Source organism: Azospirillum cavernae (assembly GCF_003590795.1).
Lineage (GTDB): Bacteria > Pseudomonadota > Alphaproteobacteria > Azospirillales > Azospirillaceae > Azospirillum > Azospirillum cavernae.
Window position 1 is genome coordinate 172,727 of sequence record NZ_QYUL01000003.1, and the last position, 16,332, is coordinate 189,058.

Below are 16,332 nucleotides of genomic sequence, written 5' to 3' on the forward strand. Positions count from 1 at the left end.
TTGTCGTGGAAATCATGGTTGAGCGAATCACGGTGGCGAATCACTGCGGCGCGTAGGGGTCGGAATAGACCCGGTGGTAACGGGGGCCGAGCGACGTCAGCACCTCATACCCGATGGTTCCGGCTTCCGCCGCCACGGTGTCGACCAAGCGGTTCGGCCCGATCAGCTCGACCAACCCGCCGGGCTGCGCGGCGTGATCGGGCAGGCCGCTGACGTCCACCGTGATCAAATCCATCGAAATCCGCCCGACGATGGGCGCGGCGACGCCATCGACATGCACATGGCCGCGCCCGCTGAGCGAGCGCAGATACCCGTCGGCGTACCCCACGGCGATGGTGGCAATTTTGGTCGGCCCTTCAACGCGATGCGCCGCACCGTAGCCAACGGTCGCCGGACTGTCAATCGAACGGACCTGAAGGATCCGGGCGTCCAGCCGCATCACGCCCCGCATCGGGTTGGCCGTGTGCGGGGTCGGGTTGACGCCATAGAGCGCGCAGCCGGGCCGGGCGAGGTCGAAGTGAAAGGATGGGCCGTGGAAAATGCCGGACGAATTGGCGAAGCTGGCCTTGGCGGTCGGCAACTGGGCCAGCGCGGCGCGGAATCGGCCCAATTGCTGGGCCGACACCGGCGACTCGATCTCGTCGGCGCAGGCCAGATGCGTCATCCAACAACGCAGGTCGATGCCGTCCAGCCATTCCGGCGCGCGGACCAGCGCGTCCAACTCGTCCGGACCAAGACCCAGACGGTTCATGCCGGTGTCGAGATGGATGGCGGCGGGCAGCGCCTTGCCCTGAGCGTGGGCGAAGCGCCGCCACGCGGCGACCTCGCCCAAATGATTCAGCACCGGCCAGATGCGGTTGCCGACGAAATCGGCCTCGCTGCCTTGGGGCAGGCCGCCCAGCGACAACACGCGGGCGTCGGGCGCGGCGGCGCGGACGACCAGCGCCTCCTCAAACTGGGCGACGAAGAAGGTCGAGCAACCGGCGGCGCGCAGGGCGGGGACCACATGAGCGGCCCCCAATCCATAGGCATCGGCCTTGACCACCGCCGCGCACTCGGCGGGGGCCACACGGTCGCGAAGCTGGGTCCAGTTGGCGACCACCGCGCCAAGGTCCACAGTGAGGATGGCGGCAGCGCGCCGGTTGAGATCAGTCATCGTCCTGATTGCGTTGGTCAAGGTCGCCGAACTTGGTGAACTGGCCGTCGAAGTAGAGACGGACGGTTCCGATCGGACCATGGCGCTGTTTGGCGATGATGACCTCGGCGGTGTTGTGCACCTCGCCAAGCCGTTGCTGCCAGCGCTGGTAACGGTCGTTGAACTTGTCGTCGCTCTCGTCGGGCCGTCGGGACGGTTCGGCGCGCTCAAGATAATACTGTTCGCGGAAAACGAACATCACAACGTCGGCGTCCTGCTCAATGGAGCCGGATTCGCGCAAGTCGGCCAACTGGGGCCGCTTGTCCTCGCGCAACTCCACCGCGCGGCTGAGCTGCGACAGGGCGACGACCGGAACCTCAAGCTCCTTGGCGATGGCCTTCAGGCCGCGCGTGATTTCCGAGATTTCCTGCACCCGGTTCTCGCTGCCGCGCGAGGAGGAACCGCGCAAAAGCTGAAGGTAATCGACCACCACCATGTTCAGGCCCGAGGTGCGCTTCAACCGGCGGCAGCGGGTGCGCACGGCGGACACCGACAAGGCGGGGGTGTCGTCCACGTAAAAGGGGCAGCGCGCCAGATCCTGGCTGGCCTGGACGAATTTCGGGAAATCGCTGTCGCGGATTTCGCCACGGCGGATTTTGTCGCCGGGAACCTCGACCACTTCGGCCAAAATACGGGTGGCGAGCTGTTCGGCGGACATTTCCAGCGAGAAGAAGCCGACGACTCCGCCCTCTTGTCCGCCCGACCGCATGTGCGCGCGGGCGGCGTTGAAGGCGATGTTGGTGGCCAGCGCCGTTTTGCCCATCGATGGGCGTCCGGCGAGAATCACCAGATCGGACGGGTGCAGGCCGCCCAGCTTGCGGTCGATGTCGATCAGGCCGGTGGTCACGCCGGTGACGTGGCTGGAGCGGCGGAAGGCCACCTCCGCCGTGGCGATGGCGTGTTTGACCGACTCGCCGAAGGCGACGAAGCCGCCCTGGACGTCGCCGGTCGAGGCCAGATCGAACAGTTGCTTTTCCGCCTCGCCGATCTGGTCCAGCGCTGTGACGTCGAGGTCGTGGCGGTACGCCTCGTTCACCATGTCGGTGCCGACTTCGATCAACTGGCGGCGGATGAACAGATCATGGATGGTCTTGCCGTAATCTCCGGCGTTGACCACGGTGACGACGTTCGCCGCCAATTCGGCCAAATAGGCGCTGCCGCCTTCGACCGCGAGTTCGGCGTCGTTGTCGAACAACGACTTCAGCGTCACCGGGTTGGCGATCTGCCCCCGGTCGATCATCTTGGCGATGGCCGCGAAAATGCGCTGGTGGACCGGGTCGTAGAAATGATCGGCGCGCAGGAACTCGCCGACCTTCTCATAGGCCTTGTTGTTGACCAGGATGGCGCCCAGCAGCGCCTGTTCCGCCTCCTCGTTGTTGGGAGGGGTGCGGTATTCCGGCGTCGCCTTCGCGGCGCCGGTCTGCGGGCGGGGGTCGAACAGCGTGGAGGTCTGGTTGCTCATGCGGGACACTGTAGCAGAAAACGGAACAAGAACGCTGCGCCGGGGCGCGGCGGTCTCGGGAAAAACCTGTGCATAAAAATTACCCACAGGCTGTGAACATCGGGGAAAGCCCGACGCGGGAGCCGGTTACAGCTTGCGGCTGCGGTCGGGACTGCGCGGGTCGGGGGCGTCCTCCAGGGCGGTGAACACGCTGTCGATCTGGTCGGCGACGCGGTACAGCCGGTTGCGGTCGATGCGGGCGAAGCCCTGCGCGACCATATGGTCGATCAGCCCCAGCAGGGGCCGCCAATAGCCGTCGACGTCGGCGATGATGATCGGCTTGTCGTGCAGGCGAAGCTGCTTCCAGGTCAGCACCTCGAACGCTTCGTCCAGCGTGCCGAGGCCGCCGGGCAGGATGATGAAAGCGTCGGACTTTTCCACCATCATCCGTTTGCGGGTGTGCATGCTGTCGACGACGTGCAGCTCGGTCAGGCCGGTGTGCTCGATTTCCGCCGATTGGATGTGGTCGGGGATGATGCCGACGACCTCGCCGCCCGCCGCCAGCGCGGCGTCGGCGACGATGCCCATCAAGCCGACCCGCCCGCCGCCGTAAACCAGCCGGATGCCCCGGCGGGCCAGACCGTCGCCCAACGCGTGGGCGGCCTCTTTGTGGACGTCGGCGACCTGGGCTGAAGCCCCGCAATAGACGCAGACGGAGGAGAGGGTCTTCATCGCATCACACCCTTTCTTGGCGCTGCCCGCCGGAACCGGACGCTTGACGACGCGCCGACGGCGAACATTTTCTTTGTTGGACGGACGGAATAATCAGCCGCTCCCCGGCGTCAATCCCGGGACCGGCCCATTTTGGCCATGGTATCACCGGGAGGGACCACATGAACAACCGCGTCGTCAACGCCCTTGCAGCCGCTTCCCTGTCCGCTCTGCTCGTCGCCGCCTTTGGCGGGATGGCCGGGGCCGCCGACCCGGCGGACATGGTCAAGGAACGCCAACAGACCATGAAGAAGCTGGGCGGCGGCATGGGTGCCGTCGCCAAGTTCGTCAAGAACGAGGGTGGCACGCTGGAAGACGCGGCCAAGGGGGCCGAGGCCGTGCTGGCCGTGGCCAAGATGGACGCCAAGGCGGTGTTCGTCCCCGGCACCGCCGTCGGCGTGGGCGAAAGCGCCGCCAAGCCGGAGCTGTGGCAAAGCTGGAGCGTCGCCGAAGAGCGTTGGAAGGCCGTGCAACCGGCGGCGGTCAAGCTGGGCGAGGCGATCAAGGGCGGCGACCGCGCGCAGATTGCCCAGGCTTTGGGGGCGACCTCCAAGACCTGCGGCACCTGCCACGAAGATTTCCGCGTCAAGAAGCAGTAAGCGGCCATGCGGCGTCGGGCCTGGTCCTTGACGGCGCGGGCGTTGCCGCTCGTCCTGCCGTTCGCCCTGGTGGCGGGCGGCGGGGCGTGGGCGGCGGACGCCGACGCGGTCGCCCGTGGCGGTTATCTGTTCCAGGCGGCGGGCTGCCTGGGCTGCCACACCAATGAGAAGGCGGGCGGCGCGCCGCTCACCGGCGGGCGGGCGTTGGTCACGCCGTTCGGCACCTTCCACACCCCCAACATCACGCCCGATCCGGTCAACGGCATCGGGCGGTGGAGCGACGCCGATTTCATCCGCGCCTTCCGCGAGGGCGTGCGCCCAGACGGCGCGGCGCTGTTTCCGGCCTTTCCCTACGCCAGCTACACGCGGATGACCGACCGCGATCTGCTGGACCTGAAAGCCTATCTGTTCGCGGAAAAGCCGCAGGCCGTGGCCAACAAGCCGCACGACTTGTCGCCGCCCTTTTCCTGGCGCTTCCTGGTGCCGGGTTGGCAATGGATGTACATGACGCCGGGTCCGGTCGCCGACGATCCCGGCAAACCGGCGGCGTGGAATCGCGGGCGCTATCTGGTGGACGCGCTGGGCCATTGCGGGGAATGCCACACGCCGCGCTCGCTGCTCGGCGGGTTGGATCAGAGCCGCTATCTGGCCGGAACCCCCGACGGACCGGACGGCGACAAGGTGCCGAACATCACCGCCCACTTGGCCAAAGGGCTTGGCAAATGGTCGGACGGCGACCTTGGCATGCTGCTGGAGCTGGGGTTGAAGCCGGACGGCGACGTGGCGGGCGGGGCGATGGGTGAAGTTGTGCGCAACAGCACCTCCAAACTGACGGCGGAGGACCGCGCGGCGATCATCGCCTATCTGAAGACCGTGCCGCCCAAGGAGTGAGCGGTTCTGCGTGAAAATGCCGCTCGTATCGCCGACGGCGGGCGGGCTATCTTGCGGGATCGTTGGATCGACGCAAGGCGGGCGGACCCAAGGGCATGAGGCTGGTGCGGAACAGCGCGAGGCGGGGAATGCGGATCGGCCTGGGGGCCGGGACGTTTTCTCTGCTCGCGCAAATTCTGCTGTGGGCCTGGATGCCGACGGCGGTCGCCGCCGACGGGGTGTTGTTCGGCGGGATCCTGGTCTGCACCCCGGACGGCTTCAAGACGGTTTCCCTGGACGGCGCCCTGGACGCCTCGGGCAAGGCGGGGGGCGACGACGCTTGCCCGCTCTGTCCGCTGATCGGCGGCTTGGCTTTGCCGCCGCCGGACCTGTTCGCGTTGGCGCAGGGCGCCGACGCCGTGGATCGCGGGCCGGGGCTTGAGCCGCGCCGTCCGTCCGGCTGGTTCCTCTACAATCTCCAAGCGCGCGCGCCACCCTTTTTCGGCTGAATCATCGTTCGCCGATTTTGGATTGTGGGCGTCCGGCGCGGGCCGGTTTCGCCGTTATGCTTGATTTTGGAGAGTTCACAATGGCGCGTTTGCTGTGTTTGGCCACCACCCTGGTTCTGTTGGGCGCGAGCGCCGCCTCGGCGCATGGTTTCAAGGCAGGGGCGGTTGAGATCGATCACCCCTGGTCGCGCGCCACCGCGCCGTCCGCCGCCAACGGCGCGGCCTATTTCGTGCTGAGCACCAACGGGAAAGAGGAGGACCGCCTGCTGTCGGCCTCCACCCCGGTGGCGGAGAAGGCGGAGCTGCACACCCATCTGATGGACAACGGCGTCATGAAGATGCGCCCGGTCAACGCCATCGAGGTCGCCCCCGGCTCCCCCACCGCGCTGGCCCCCGGCGGCTTGCACGTCATGCTGCTTGGGCTGAAGCAACCGCTGGTCAAGGGCAAGAGCTTTCCCCTGACCCTGGTTTTTGAAAAGGCCGGGCCGACCGTCGTGCAGGTCGATGTCCAAGGGGCGGGCGAAACCGCGCCCAGCCATGGCGGCGGCGCGGGCCACACCGGGCATCAGGCTCCGGCGAAGCCATAAGTCAGGCGACAACGCGGCGCGCGGCGGTGGGACATCGCCGCGCGCCGCGCCTTATTGATCGACGCCCCGGCTTTCCGGGCGGTTCAGGCTGGGGGCGATGACCGCGCCCAGCAGACCGAACAGCAACGGAATCGACAAAAACAGGCTCCAATGCGGCGGGCGTTCGGCGGCGCGCAGCAGCGTGCGCAACCCGGCGACGTCGAAGGCCAGCAGCAAGGCCACGAACAGCCCGCCGCCAAAGGCCCCGGCGGCGAAGCCGGGCAGAAGGCGGCAGAACAAGGCCCAACCGGGCGGCGGGCGCGAAAGCCGTCCCAGCGGGTCGTGGTGTTCGGGATCATGCATGATGGACGGCGGTCGCGGTGGCTGGAGCAAGGCCCCAGGACATAATCCAACCCAGGGGGACGTCGCCATCCTTTTGATGTGGCGCAATGTTTTTTATTGGGCCATGGGGGCTTGCACGGACCGCAGATCGCCAAGGAACGCGCCAACGTCACGGCGCAGGCTTTCAACGTCGCCAACCATGCGTTCAACATCCTCCAACACGCCCCCAGCGGCGACGCCGGTGTCGCGGCTGACGTTGGCGACCGCGCCGATGGTGACGGTCACTTGCTGGGTGCCTTCCGCCGCTCGCTGCACGTTGCGCGCGATTTCCTGAGTCGCCGCCCCCTGCTGCTGGACGGCGGCGGCGATGGCCGACGCCATTTCATCGATGGAGGTGATGGAGCGGCTGATGAAACGGATGGCGTTCACGGCGTCGCCGGTCGTGTCTTGAATGCCGGACACTTGCAGCGTGATTTCTTCGGTCGCTTTTGCCGTTTGGGTCGCCAGATTCTTCACCTCCTGGGCGACGACGGCGAAACCCTTGCCCGCCTCGCCCGCGCGGGCGGCCTCGATGGTGGCGTTCAGCGCCAGCAGATTGGTTTGGCTGGCGATGGAGGAAATGAGTTTGACCACTTCGCCAATGCGTTGGGCGGAGCTGTTCAGCGCCTCCACCGTCGCGTTGGTCCTCGTCGCCTGTTCCACCGCGTCGCGAGCCGTGATCGCGCTGGATTGAACGCGTTGGGAAATTTCGTGGATCGACGCGGTGAGCTGTTCGGTCGCCGCCGCCACCGTTTGGACGTTGGACGTGGCCTGCTCAGCGGCGGTCGCCACGGCGCCGGCCTCGTCGCTGGCCTCCTTGGCCAATCCCCGCATGTGAACGGCGGTGTCGCGCAAAGACGACGCGCCGTCGCCCAAGGCGCCGAGCGCCCGGTCCGCCATGCCGTCAAAGCCCCGGCACAGAGCGTCCACCCGTCCGGCGCGGGCGAGTTCGGCGGCCTGTTGGGCTTCCTGTTCGGAGGCGAGCCGTTTCGCCTCCAGCGCGCCGCTGCGCAGGGATTCCAGCGCGGCGGCGAGTTGTCCGAACTCGTCATCGTGCGGCAGGCGGTTGATCGGGGTGACGTAGTCGCCCGACGCCAACCGGCGGATGCCGCTGAGAAGCTGGATGATCGGCGCGTGAAACCGGCGTTGGAGCACAATCACGCACAGGATCGTCATCACGATCAGGACGGCCAGCAAGGCCGCGCTCAGCCGAAGACTTTTGGTGGCGTCGCCAATAATCACGTCGGTTCGCGTCACGGATTCGTCCAGCGCGCTCAGGCCAATCCCAACGATGGCGGCGAAAGGCGCTTGGCACAGGCTGGTCCATTCCGCAGGGGGCATGATTGGTCGGCTGCCGCCGTCCAAGCGGGCCACCGTCTCGTCAATACGGCGCATGGCGGAGTCAAACGCGCTTCGCGCCTCGCCCGCCGCCTTGATGACGATTGGGCTGACGCCCGTCCGCGCCAGCAAGTCATCCAGCGTCAACCAGCCCACCTGCGCCCCGGCCCGGAATTCCGCCATCGCAAGCTTTTGCTTTTCATCCAGCGGTTTCGCGCTGTTCACGTTGGGGCGGAGGAGCGAGCATTGACGTCCATAATGATCGCGCACCTGCCAAGCCGTGCGGCGCGCCTGAACCAATTCGGCGATCACCGGGTCGGTCATCCGCACGGCGTTCGAGATCACGGTCGACAGGGTCGCGATCGTGTCGAGCACCTCCTCCATGCTCTTGTACCAACCCTCAATCCGTTTCAGGTCGCGTTGCGCGCGGGGTTTCGCCCCTTCGGTGAACAACTGTTCAAAATCTTTGTCGGCTCTGTCCCACCGGATTGAGAATTCTTTGACGTATTTTTCTTCCTGGCCAAGATCAACGTGATCGCGGCTGAGAGTTTTGATGACGGTCGCCGCCCTTTCTCGAGAATTTTGTCGGGCTTCCTCCAGCTTGGCCCTCGGATCCTCCAAAGTCAGGATGGCTGTTTGTCCATCGCCGCGCTGCGTCCGCAAAAACAGCAACGTTGAGAACAATGTTTGATCCGCTTTGGCCAGGGCGCGAGTGGTTTCCGCCGTGTTGCTGGCGTCCCAGGCGCTGATCAGACGAACGGTGACGGCCAGCAGCAGACCGAGAACCACCGCGCCAAACAGCGACAACACCAGCGCATTCACGGAACGGTGCATGACCACTCTCTTATTCAATTAGAGGAAGCGCCTGAGATCGTGACTCATTATTGGAATTTTCCAGAGATTATCGCGAGTTTGCAAGCCGCATCAATCCGGAGTCGCCCCAGGTCAATCGCAAGAAAAACAATCTAAACATGTTTTTGAGGGGGAGGATTTGGAGCGCCACTTGCCTTTGACGCGCAGAGCGTCGCATGGGGCGGCGATTGTGCGGCTGCGGGCCGGAGTGTAAATCCGAATCCTTTTCCCGCCGTTTGTCGGCGTCCTCCCGTTCGTGATATTCAAGCTTCGCCGGTTGATGGGGCCGGTTGGGGTGGCGCCGCGCGTCGGATCGCGCGTCAGATCGGGTGTTCTGGTGAAGCGAAACGCGTTTTTCCGCAGTCTTGCCGTGATCCTGCTGACCGGGGTCGTTTTGTATGGCCTGTGGCTGGCCGGGTCGGCGGAGCCGGGGCGTCCGGTCGCGCCGCCGCCGTTGAAACAGGCGACGCCCTTGCCCGCGCGGCCGTCGCCGCCCCCGCCGGTGACGACGCCGCGTTTCGACGTGGTGCGGATCGCCCCGGATGGCGAGGCGGTGTTGGCCGGGCGGGCGGTCCCCGGCGCAACCGTGGTGGTTCGCGACGGCGAATCGCCCGTCGGCACGGTGACGGCGGACGGGCGCGGCGAATGGGTGATGCTGCCCGGAAAGCCGCTGGCCCCCGGCGCCCATGAATTGGGCGTGAGCGAGATCCGTCCGGGGGCGAGCGAGCCGGTGTTGTCCGACAAGGTCGTCGTCGTGATGGCGCCCGATCCGCCGCCGGGATCGGCGAAGCCCGCGCCCGCATCCACACCCGCCGCGCCTTCACTTTTGCCCCCGGCGGCGACGGCCTTGGCGGTGGCGGTGCCGCGCGCCGGGCTGGCCGCCGGGACGGACAGCGGCGGCAGTTCGCTGTTGCAGGCCCCGCAAGGGGCGGCGGCACTCGCGCCGAAAGCCGACGGCAAGCCCGCCGCCGCGCCAAGCGCTCCCCCGGCCCCGCCGGGCGGCGTGTCGGTCGAAACGATGGATTACGACCCGGTCGGGCGGGTGGCGCTGGGCGGGCGGGCTGGGCCGAACAGCGACGTTCAGCTCTACCTCGACAACATCCTGGTGGGCCGCGCCCACACCGACCCGCAAGGCCATTGGCGGCTGACGCCCGACAAGCTGATCGACCCCGGAATTTACACCCTGCGGGCCGACGAGGTGAGCGAGGCCGGAAAGGTGGTGGCGCGGGCCGAATTGCCGGTCCAGGTCTCGGCCCTGCCCGCCGACATGACCGACGGGCGCAACGTGGTGGTTCAGCCGGGCAACAGCCTGTGGCGGCTGGCCCGGCGGACCTTGGGCGACGGCATGCTCTACACGACGATCTACGCCGCCAACCGCGACCAGATCCGCAACCCGGACCTGATCTATCCGGGTCAGATCTTCACGGTGCCGCCGGGGGAACCGGCGCCCAGTCCGTAGGTGGGGTTAGGGTTCGGCGCGCGCCTTGCCCCCTCCCTAACCCTCCCCCGCTCACGCGGGAGAGGGAACTGCCGCCGAGCGCCGACCAAGCTCCTGACTCCCTCTCCCGCATCAGCGGGGGAGGGCCGGGGAGGGGGCAAGACGCCGTCAGCCAACCGGCGGAACGCGCCCCGCCGCCGCCCAACCGGCGGGGGTCAGGCGCAACAGCTCCGGACCGCTTCCCGCCGGGTTCGGCTCCAGCGTCACCAATTCGCGGTCCTCGAACCAGGCCCAGCGGCTGACGTCGGCGGTGGTGGCGGTCCAGCCGTCGGCCAGCTTTTGCAAGGTCGCCACGTCGGCGGCGGCGATGGGGAATTTCGGGCGGGCCGCCGGGCGGGCGGCGGCGGGCGGCGCGGGCAAGGGCGGCGCGTCGGCCCCGGCGCGGGCGCGGATCCAGTCGGCCTGATAGGCGCGCGTCGCCTGCTCCAGTTCGGCGCGCGCCTGTTCCAGCGGGCAGCGCAGATAGGAGTCGAGCAGCGCGCGCAGCGCGTCGGGGGTGGCGGGCGTGGTCATTGGATCAACCTTGTTGGTCAACGCGGGGAAGGACGGAAAAAACGCTCACAACCAGCCGATCCGCTTGAAGCGGACGAACAGCCCGCCGCAAACCACCGCGATCACCGACAGGGCCGCCGGATAGCCGAAGCGCCAATGCAACTCCGGCATCACCTCGAAATTCATCCCATAGATTCCGGCGATGGCGGTCGGCACGGCGAGGATGGCGGCCCAGGCGGCGAGCTTGCGCGTCACGTCGTTCTGGCGGGCGGCGGCGACGATCATGCTGGTTTCAAAGGCGAAGGACAAAATCTCGCGCAACGAGCCGATCTGTTCGTTGACGCGGATCACATGGTCGTGGACGTCGCGGTAATAGGGCCGGATGTCGGCGTCGATCATCGGCAAATCGAAACGCTCCAACCGCGAACACACCTCCAACAGGGGGGAGGCGGCGCGGCGCAGCCGCTCCAGATCACGGCGCAACTGGTGGATCCGCTCGATCTCCGCCGTGCCGGGGGGCTGGCGCATCAGGTGGGATTCCAGCTCCTCGACCTTCCCGGCCATCTGGTCGAGCACGGGGAAATAGCAATCGACGACGTAATCCATCACGGCGTAGACGACGAAATCCTCGCCATGCTTCAACAGGGGGGGCGCGGCTTCGCAGCGCGCCCGCACCGGCGAATAGGTGGTCGAGGGGCCGTGCCGCACGGTGACGACATAGCCCTTGCCGGTGAAGAGATGGGTTTCGCCCAGAATCAGGCTTTCGCCGTCCAGCCGCGCCGTGCGCAGCACCATGAACAGGCTGTCGCCATACACCTCCAGCTTGGGCCGCTGGTGGGCGTGGAGCGCGTCCTCCACCGCCAACTCATGCAGGCCGAACTGCTGTTTGATGTCCATCAACAGCGGCTCGTCCGGCTCCCACAGGCCGATCCAGACGAAATGATCGGGCTTGGCGGCCCAGGCCCCGGCCTCGCCCACCGGGATGTCGGCGACGCGCCGCCCGTCGCAATAGGCGACGCTGGCGACGATTCCAGGTTCGCTCGGCGCGGAGAGGCGGGACGTGTCGGGCGTTGGTTGGGCCAGCATGGAGGGAAAGGCCGTTGCGCAAGAGGGACGGTGCGATCAGATCCGGTCCTATAGCACGTTCGGCCAGGCCGCTCCACGCCGCGTCGGGCGTCTTTAGAATCCCCGACCGGAGCCGATCAGGCGGACGCGGCCCGCTTGCGACAGGTCGGGCAGGGTGGCGAACACGGTTTCTTCGGTCAGTTCGCTGATGAGGCGGCGCTTGGCGCGGGCGGCCTCGGCGGCGGCGCGCAGGGCTTGCGGGTCGAAGGGAGCGCTTTCCAACAGCGCGCGCACCGCTTGCCCGGCGACGCGGTACTCCTCGCTCAGGGCGGCGAAGCGGGCGCGTTGCGGCTCGAAGGCGGCGCGCAGGCGGGCGGCGTCGCCGTCCGACAGATTGGGGGCGATCCGCTCGACGAAGCGGTCGGGCATCGGGCGGTAGGGCGGCGGCCCCGGCGGGTGACGGCTGGCGAGCAGCATCGCGCCCAAAAACAGGTTGAGGGCGACGGACAGCAGAGCCAGCGCGCGCAGACTGACGAAGGACGGCAAGCGGAAGGCGGCGAGGCCGTTCATCGGGAATCTCCATCGAACAGGGTGGTCACGTCGTCGCTCAACAGGGCGACTGCCTGTCCGCGCGGCAGGCTGGCCGGGGCGGCAAGCTGGTTCCCCGCCAACCAGCCGAGCGTGACCAGGGCGACGCAGAGCGCCGCCGCCGTCCAGCGCGGCGTGCGGCCCAGCAGCAGAACCATCAGCGTGTCCTGCGGCGTCGCCCGCGCGGTCTGCGCGACGCGGCTCAACAGGCGGGCGACGCGGGCCTCGTCGATCTGCGGTGCCGCGCCGCTCAACAGCCGGTCGAACGCCTCGGCCTCTCGCCGCGCGGCGCGCAGGCGGGGGGAGACGGCCAGCGCCCGTTCGGCCTCCGCGCGCAATTCCGGCGGCCAGCGCGTGGGGTCGGCCCCGAAATCGGCAAGATGGCGGAGGAATTGGCTTTCGATCATGACGGCTCCCTCCCGGCGCTCAGCGCCGTTTTCAACGCGGCCCGCGCCCGCGCCAGCAGCGAGGCGAAGGCGCTTTCGCCCAGTCCCAGAACGTCGGCGGCCTGTCTTTGGCTCAGCCCGTCCTGGTGAAACAGCACCACGGCGGCGCGCTGGCGGTCGGGCAGGGCGTCCAGCGCCCGGTTGACCTGGGCGGCGGTCTGCCGTTCGGCGATGCGGTCCAGCGCGTCGGGCGCGCCGTCGGGGATCGCCTCGGCGTCGTCCAGCGGCGACCAGCCCGGACGGCGGCCCCGGTCGATGGCCAGATTGACGATGATGCGGTAGAGCCACGTCCCGAACGCCGCCCGCGCCCCGTCCCACCGCGCGGCGTGCCGCCAGACGCGCAAAAACGCCTCCTGCGCGATGTCGTCGGCGTCGGACGGGTTGCCGGTCAAACGCTGGGCCAGCGCCACGGCGCGCCGCATGTGGCGCGCGGCTAGCCGGTCGAAGGCGTCGGCGTCGCCGCCCGCTACCCGCGCCATCAGCGCGTCGTCGCTGTCCTCCGTGCCGGTCATCGCTGCGCCGTTCGCCGTGGTGTTCGGCAGAGTTACGGCAAGCGGCCAGGAAACGCACCTGTTCGTCGCAGCCTCCCCTCCGCTATTCCGCCGGAGCCGCTGGCGTGATGGGCGGCGCTGGCGCGTCGGTCAGCGTGTGGCGGGCGCGTTTGCGGCCCAGCGCCAGCTTTTCCAGCGTCAGATACACAATCGGCGTCGTGTAGAGCGTCAGCATTTGGCTGACCAGCAGCCCGCCGATGATGGCGATGCCCAGCGGGCGGCGCAGCTCGCCGCCGGTGCCATAATCGAAGGCCAGCGGCACCGCGCCCAGCAGGGCGGCTATGGTCGTCATCATGATCGGGCGGAAGCGGACCAACGCGGCTTCGCGGATCGCGTCGAAGGGCGACAGGCCGCGTTCGCGTTCGGCCTCCAGCGCGAAGTCGATCATCATGATGGCGTTCTTCTTGACGATGCCGATCAGCAAAATCAGGCCGATCATCGCCACGATGGACAGCTCGTAGCCGGTCAGGATCAGCGCGATCAACGCGCCCAACCCGGCGGACGGCAGGGTGGACAGGATGGTCAGCGGGTGGATCAGGCTTTCGTACAGCACCCCCAGCACGACATAGATGGTCAGCAACGCCGCGACGATCAGGAAGGGTTGGCTTGATTGCGATTGCTCGAAGGCGCGCGCCGTTCCCTGGAACCCGGCGCGGATGCTGGCGGGCATGCCGATGTCCTCCGCCGCCCGCGCGATGACTTGGGTCGCCTGAGACAGCGAGACGTCGGGGGCGAGGTCGAAGGTGAGGTTGGCGACGGGAAAGCCGCTTTGGTGTTGGATCGACGCCGCCTGATTGCCGATGGTGACGCTGGCCACGGTGGACAGCGGAACCAGACCGCTGCGGCCCGGCACATGGATCCGTTTCAGCGCGTCGGGGCCAAGCGCGTCCTTGGGATCGACCTCCAGCACCACCTTGTGCTGGTTCTGCATCAAATACATGGTGGAGACTTGGCGCTGGCCGAAGGCGTCGTAGAGCGTCGCCTCCAGCGCGCTCAACGACACGCCCAGGCGGGACGCGGCGTCGCGGTCCACCACCACATTGGCTTGCACCCCGCCATTCTGGCGGTCGTTGGCGACGTCCACCAGCTCCGGCAGGGTCCGCAGCTTTTCCACCAGCCGGGGCGCCCACAGATTCAGGGCGTTGATGTCGGTGTCTTGCAGGGAATAGAGATACTGGCTGCGGCCCTGCCGCCCGCCCATGCGGATGTCCTGCACCGGGGTCAGGAACAGTTGCACCCCCGGCACGCGGGCGGCGCGTTGGCGCAGGCGCGGCAGGATGACGGACAGCTCGTCCCGCTCCGCGCGCGGCTTCAACGCCACGAAGACGGTGCCGGAATAGGTGCCGCCCGGTCCGCCGCCGCCGATGGACGCGCCGACGCTCTCCACCGCCGGATCGCCGGAAATGGCGTCCTGCAAGGCGCGCTGGCGGGCGAGCATCGCCTGGAACGAGATGTCGGGCGGTGGGTCGCTGAAGCCGTTCAGCATCCCGGTGTCCTGCTGCGGCACGAAGCCCTTCGGCACCTGCCCGTAAAGCCAGACGCTGACCCCGATGATGGCGAATGTGACGCCCAGCATGATTCGGCGATGCGCCAGCACCCAATCCAAGCCGTCGGCGTACAGGCCGAACAGCCGGTCGCCGATCCAATCCAGCGCGCGACCGACGCGGCCCGGCGGCTTGCGTTCCGCCTCGGCGGTCAGCAGATGGGCGCACATCATCGGCGTCAGGGTCAGCGAGACGACGGCGGACACGGCGATGGCGACCGACAGCGTCACCGCGAATTCGCGGAACAGCCGCCCCATGATGCCGCCCATGAACAGGATGGGGATGAAGACGGCGACCAGCGACAGGCTGATCGACACCACGGTGAAGGCGACCTGCCGCGCTCCCTTGATCGCGGCGGCGAAGGGCTTTTCGCCCTTCTCAATGTGACGGACGACGTTTTCGATGACGACGATGGCGTCGTCCACGACGAAGCCGACCGAAATCGTCAAGGCCATCAGCGAGAAATTGTCCAGGCTGTAGCCGATGGCCCACATCGCCGCGAAGGTTCCGGCCAGCGACAGCGGCACGGCGGTGGCCGGAATGATGGTCGCCCACAGCCGCCGCAGGAACAGCGCCATCACCATCACCACCATGGCCACGGTGATGGCCAGCGTCTTTTGCACGTCGGCGACCGACGCGCGGATCATCGGCGTGCGGTCGCTGCGGATGGCGATGTGGACGCTGGGCGGCATCCAGCCTTCCAAAACCGGCAGTTCGGCGCGGATGGCGTCCACCGTCTCCACCACGTTGGATCCGGTTTGCTTCATCACGTTGATGAGCACGGCGCGCTGGCCGTCGTACCACGCGGCGGTGCGGCTGTTTTCCGGCGCCTCGATCACCTCGGCGACGTCGCCCAGCCGGATGATGGCCCCGTTCTTTTCGCTGACGATCAGGTTGCGGTAGGCGTCGGCCCCGAACAGTTGATCGCTGGCCCCGATGGACCAGGATTCCTCCGCGCCGTCAAAGCTGCCCTTGGGGCTGTTGGCGTTGGCGTTGGCGATGGCGCTGCGGATGTTTTCCAGGCTGACGCCCATCGACGCGGCGGCGGCGCTGTTGGCGCGCACGCGGACGGCGGTTTTCTCCGCCCCGTTGATGGTGACTTGGCTGACGCCCTGAATTTGGCTGAGGCGTTGGCCGATGACGGTTTCGGCCAGCGAAAACACCTCCCCCGGCGGCAGGGTGGCGGAGGTGACGGCCAGAACCATGATGGGCGCGTCGGACGGGTTCAAGCGGCGCAGGCGCGGCGGGTTGGGCAGATCGGCGGGCAGATCGCCCCCCGCCGCGTTGATCGCCGCCTGCACGTCGCGCGAGGCCGCCTCGATGTCGCGGTTCAGGTCGAACTGGATGATGACCGACGTGCTGCCCGACGTGCTGTTCGACGTCATTTCCGACACCCCGGCGATGCGGGCGAGCCGCCGCTCCAACGGGGTGGCGACCGAGGCCGCCATGGTTTCCGGGCTGGCGCCGGGCAGCGAGGCGCTGACCAGGATGGTGGGAAACTCCACCTGAGGCAGCGGCGCCACCGGCAGGAAGCGGTAGGCGACCATGCCGACCAGCAACAGCCCGATCATCAGCAGCGAGGTGCCGACCGGGCGGTGGATGAAGGGGGTGGAGAGCGCCATCGCC

Annotated in this window: 16 protein-coding genes; 5 read left to right on the top strand and 11 right to left on the bottom strand. The window is 67.8% G+C overall.

Features of this window, described 5'->3' with window-relative positions:
* Positions 1–40 precede the first annotated feature (40 nt).
* The 3 genes from alr to D3877_RS20745 all read right to left on the bottom strand — a co-directional run bounded on the left by alr (position 41) and on the right by D3877_RS20745 (position 3,368).
* The gene (alr, locus tag D3877_RS20735; RefSeq protein ID WP_119832699.1) at positions 41–1,156 is read right to left on the bottom strand and encodes an alanine racemase; all 1,116 of its coding nucleotides are present in this window, start codon (positions 1,154–1,156) and stop codon (positions 41–43) included.
* Entirely contained in the window at positions 1,149–2,657 is a 1,509-nt protein-coding gene (locus D3877_RS20740; protein WP_119832700.1) for a replicative DNA helicase, read from the bottom strand. The genes alr and D3877_RS20740 overlap by 8 nt, the downstream gene beginning before the upstream one ends.
* A gap of 126 nt (positions 2,658–2,783) precedes the next feature.
* Positions 2,784–3,368 carry an LOG family protein gene (locus D3877_RS20745; RefSeq protein ID WP_119832701.1) on the bottom strand — a complete coding sequence of 195 codons (585 nt, stop codon included), beginning with the start codon at positions 3,366–3,368 and terminating at the stop codon, positions 2,784–2,786.
* A 161-nt stretch (positions 3,369–3,529) separates the two neighbouring features.
* Here D3877_RS20745 and D3877_RS20750 point away from each other — a divergent pair, with 161 nt between their 5' ends.
* The 4 genes from D3877_RS20750 (at position 3,530) to D3877_RS20765 (ending at position 5,972) form a co-directional block, all read left to right on the top strand.
* Positions 3,530–4,006, top strand: coding sequence for a c-type cytochrome (locus D3877_RS20750; protein WP_119832702.1), 477 nt, complete (start codon positions 3,530–3,532; stop codon positions 4,004–4,006).
* Between the two features lie 6 nt (positions 4,007–4,012).
* Positions 4,013–4,897 carry a c-type cytochrome gene (locus D3877_RS20755; RefSeq protein ID WP_119832703.1) on the top strand — a complete coding sequence of 295 codons (885 nt, stop codon included), beginning with the start codon at positions 4,013–4,015 and terminating at the stop codon, positions 4,895–4,897.
* Positions 4,898–5,025: 128 nt separating this feature from the next.
* The gene (locus D3877_RS20760; RefSeq protein WP_238475005.1) at positions 5,026–5,385 is read left to right on the top strand and encodes a DUF2946 family protein; all 360 of its coding nucleotides are present in this window, start codon (positions 5,026–5,028) and stop codon (positions 5,383–5,385) included.
* Between the two features lie 80 nt (positions 5,386–5,465).
* On the top strand, positions 5,466–5,972 hold the full coding sequence (locus D3877_RS20765) for a copper chaperone PCu(A)C (protein ID WP_119832705.1): 507 nt from the start codon (positions 5,466–5,468) through the stop codon (positions 5,970–5,972).
* 51 nt (positions 5,973–6,023) lie between these two features.
* Here the strand turns inward: D3877_RS20765 and D3877_RS20770 are convergent, their stop codons facing one another.
* Both D3877_RS20770 and D3877_RS20775 read right to left on the bottom strand, forming a co-directional pair.
* Entirely contained in the window at positions 6,024–6,314 is a 291-nt protein-coding gene (locus D3877_RS20770) for a hypothetical protein (RefSeq protein WP_119832706.1), read from the bottom strand.
* Between the two features lie 93 nt (positions 6,315–6,407).
* Positions 6,408–8,504 (bottom strand): methyl-accepting chemotaxis protein, encoded by a 2,097-nt coding sequence (locus D3877_RS20775; RefSeq protein ID WP_119832707.1) that lies wholly within the window; start codon positions 8,502–8,504, stop codon positions 6,408–6,410.
* A 355-nt stretch (positions 8,505–8,859) separates the two neighbouring features.
* On the opposite strand from D3877_RS20775, the gene D3877_RS20780 reads away from it, so the two are divergent.
* Complete coding sequence (locus tag D3877_RS20780) at positions 8,860–9,981, top strand: LysM peptidoglycan-binding domain-containing protein (RefSeq protein WP_238475006.1); 1,122 nt, start codon at positions 8,860–8,862, stop codon at positions 9,979–9,981.
* A gap of 147 nt (positions 9,982–10,128) precedes the next feature.
* Here the strand turns inward: D3877_RS20780 and D3877_RS20785 are convergent, their stop codons facing one another.
* The 6 genes from D3877_RS20785 to D3877_RS20810 form a co-directional block, all read right to left on the bottom strand.
* Positions 10,129–10,533, bottom strand: a complete 405-nt coding sequence (locus tag D3877_RS20785; protein ID WP_119832709.1) for a hypothetical protein — start codon at positions 10,531–10,533, stop codon at positions 10,129–10,131.
* A gap of 45 nt (positions 10,534–10,578) precedes the next feature.
* On the bottom strand, positions 10,579–11,598 hold the full coding sequence (gene corA, locus D3877_RS20790) for a magnesium/cobalt transporter CorA (RefSeq protein ID WP_119832710.1): 1,020 nt from the start codon (positions 11,596–11,598) through the stop codon (positions 10,579–10,581).
* A gap of 93 nt (positions 11,599–11,691) precedes the next feature.
* Complete coding sequence (locus D3877_RS20795) at positions 11,692–12,147, bottom strand: periplasmic heavy metal sensor (protein ID WP_119832711.1); 456 nt, start codon at positions 12,145–12,147, stop codon at positions 11,692–11,694.
* Complete coding sequence (locus D3877_RS20800; protein WP_119832712.1) at positions 12,144–12,572, bottom strand: hypothetical protein; 429 nt, start codon at positions 12,570–12,572, stop codon at positions 12,144–12,146. Before D3877_RS20800 ends, D3877_RS20795 begins: the two co-directional genes overlap by 4 nt.
* On the bottom strand, positions 12,569–13,123 hold the full coding sequence (locus D3877_RS20805; protein WP_119832713.1) for an RNA polymerase sigma factor: 555 nt from the start codon (positions 13,121–13,123) through the stop codon (positions 12,569–12,571). Before D3877_RS20805 ends, D3877_RS20800 begins: the two co-directional genes overlap by 4 nt.
* An 82-nt stretch (positions 13,124–13,205) precedes the next feature.
* Entirely contained in the window at positions 13,206–16,328 is a 3,123-nt protein-coding gene (locus D3877_RS20810) for an efflux RND transporter permease subunit (RefSeq protein ID WP_119832714.1), read from the bottom strand.
* Positions 16,329–16,332: the final 4 nt, after the last annotated feature.

Bases quoted from the DNA above. Each gene is read 5' to 3' on its own strand.
- D3877_RS20750 (WP_119832702.1), top strand. From the start codon at position 3,530: ATGAACAACCGCGTCGTCAACGCCCTTGCAGCCGCTTCCCTGTCCGCT.
- D3877_RS20770 (WP_119832706.1), bottom strand. From the start codon at position 6,314: ATGCATGATCCCGAACACCACGACCCGCTGGGACGGCTTTCGCGCCCG.
- D3877_RS20800 (WP_119832712.1), bottom strand. From the start codon at position 12,572: ATGATCGAAAGCCAATTCCTCCGCCATCTTGCCGATTTCGGGGCCGAC.
- alr (WP_119832699.1), bottom strand. From the start codon at position 1,156: ATGACTGATCTCAACCGGCGCGCTGCCGCCATCCTCACTGTGGACCTT.
- corA (WP_119832710.1), bottom strand. From the start codon at position 11,598: ATGCTGGCCCAACCAACGCCCGACACGTCCCGCCTCTCCGCGCCGAGC.
- D3877_RS20755 (WP_119832703.1), top strand. From the start codon at position 4,013: ATGCGGCGTCGGGCCTGGTCCTTGACGGCGCGGGCGTTGCCGCTCGTC.
- D3877_RS20765 (WP_119832705.1), top strand. From the start codon at position 5,466: ATGGCGCGTTTGCTGTGTTTGGCCACCACCCTGGTTCTGTTGGGCGCG.
- D3877_RS20760 (WP_238475005.1), top strand. From the start codon at position 5,026: ATGCGGATCGGCCTGGGGGCCGGGACGTTTTCTCTGCTCGCGCAAATT.
- D3877_RS20795 (WP_119832711.1), bottom strand. From the start codon at position 12,147: ATGAACGGCCTCGCCGCCTTCCGCTTGCCGTCCTTCGTCAGTCTGCGC.
- D3877_RS20740 (WP_119832700.1), bottom strand. From the start codon at position 2,657: ATGAGCAACCAGACCTCCACGCTGTTCGACCCCCGCCCGCAGACCGGC.
- D3877_RS20745 (WP_119832701.1), bottom strand. From the start codon at position 3,368: ATGAAGACCCTCTCCTCCGTCTGCGTCTATTGCGGGGCTTCAGCCCAG.
- D3877_RS20805 (WP_119832713.1), bottom strand. From the start codon at position 13,123: ATGACCGGCACGGAGGACAGCGACGACGCGCTGATGGCGCGGGTAGCG.
- D3877_RS20775 (WP_119832707.1), bottom strand. From the start codon at position 8,504: ATGCACCGTTCCGTGAATGCGCTGGTGTTGTCGCTGTTTGGCGCGGTG.
- D3877_RS20785 (WP_119832709.1), bottom strand. From the start codon at position 10,533: ATGACCACGCCCGCCACCCCCGACGCGCTGCGCGCGCTGCTCGACTCC.
- D3877_RS20810 (WP_119832714.1), bottom strand. From the start codon at position 16,328: ATGGCGCTCTCCACCCCCTTCATCCACCGCCCGGTCGGCACCTCGCTG.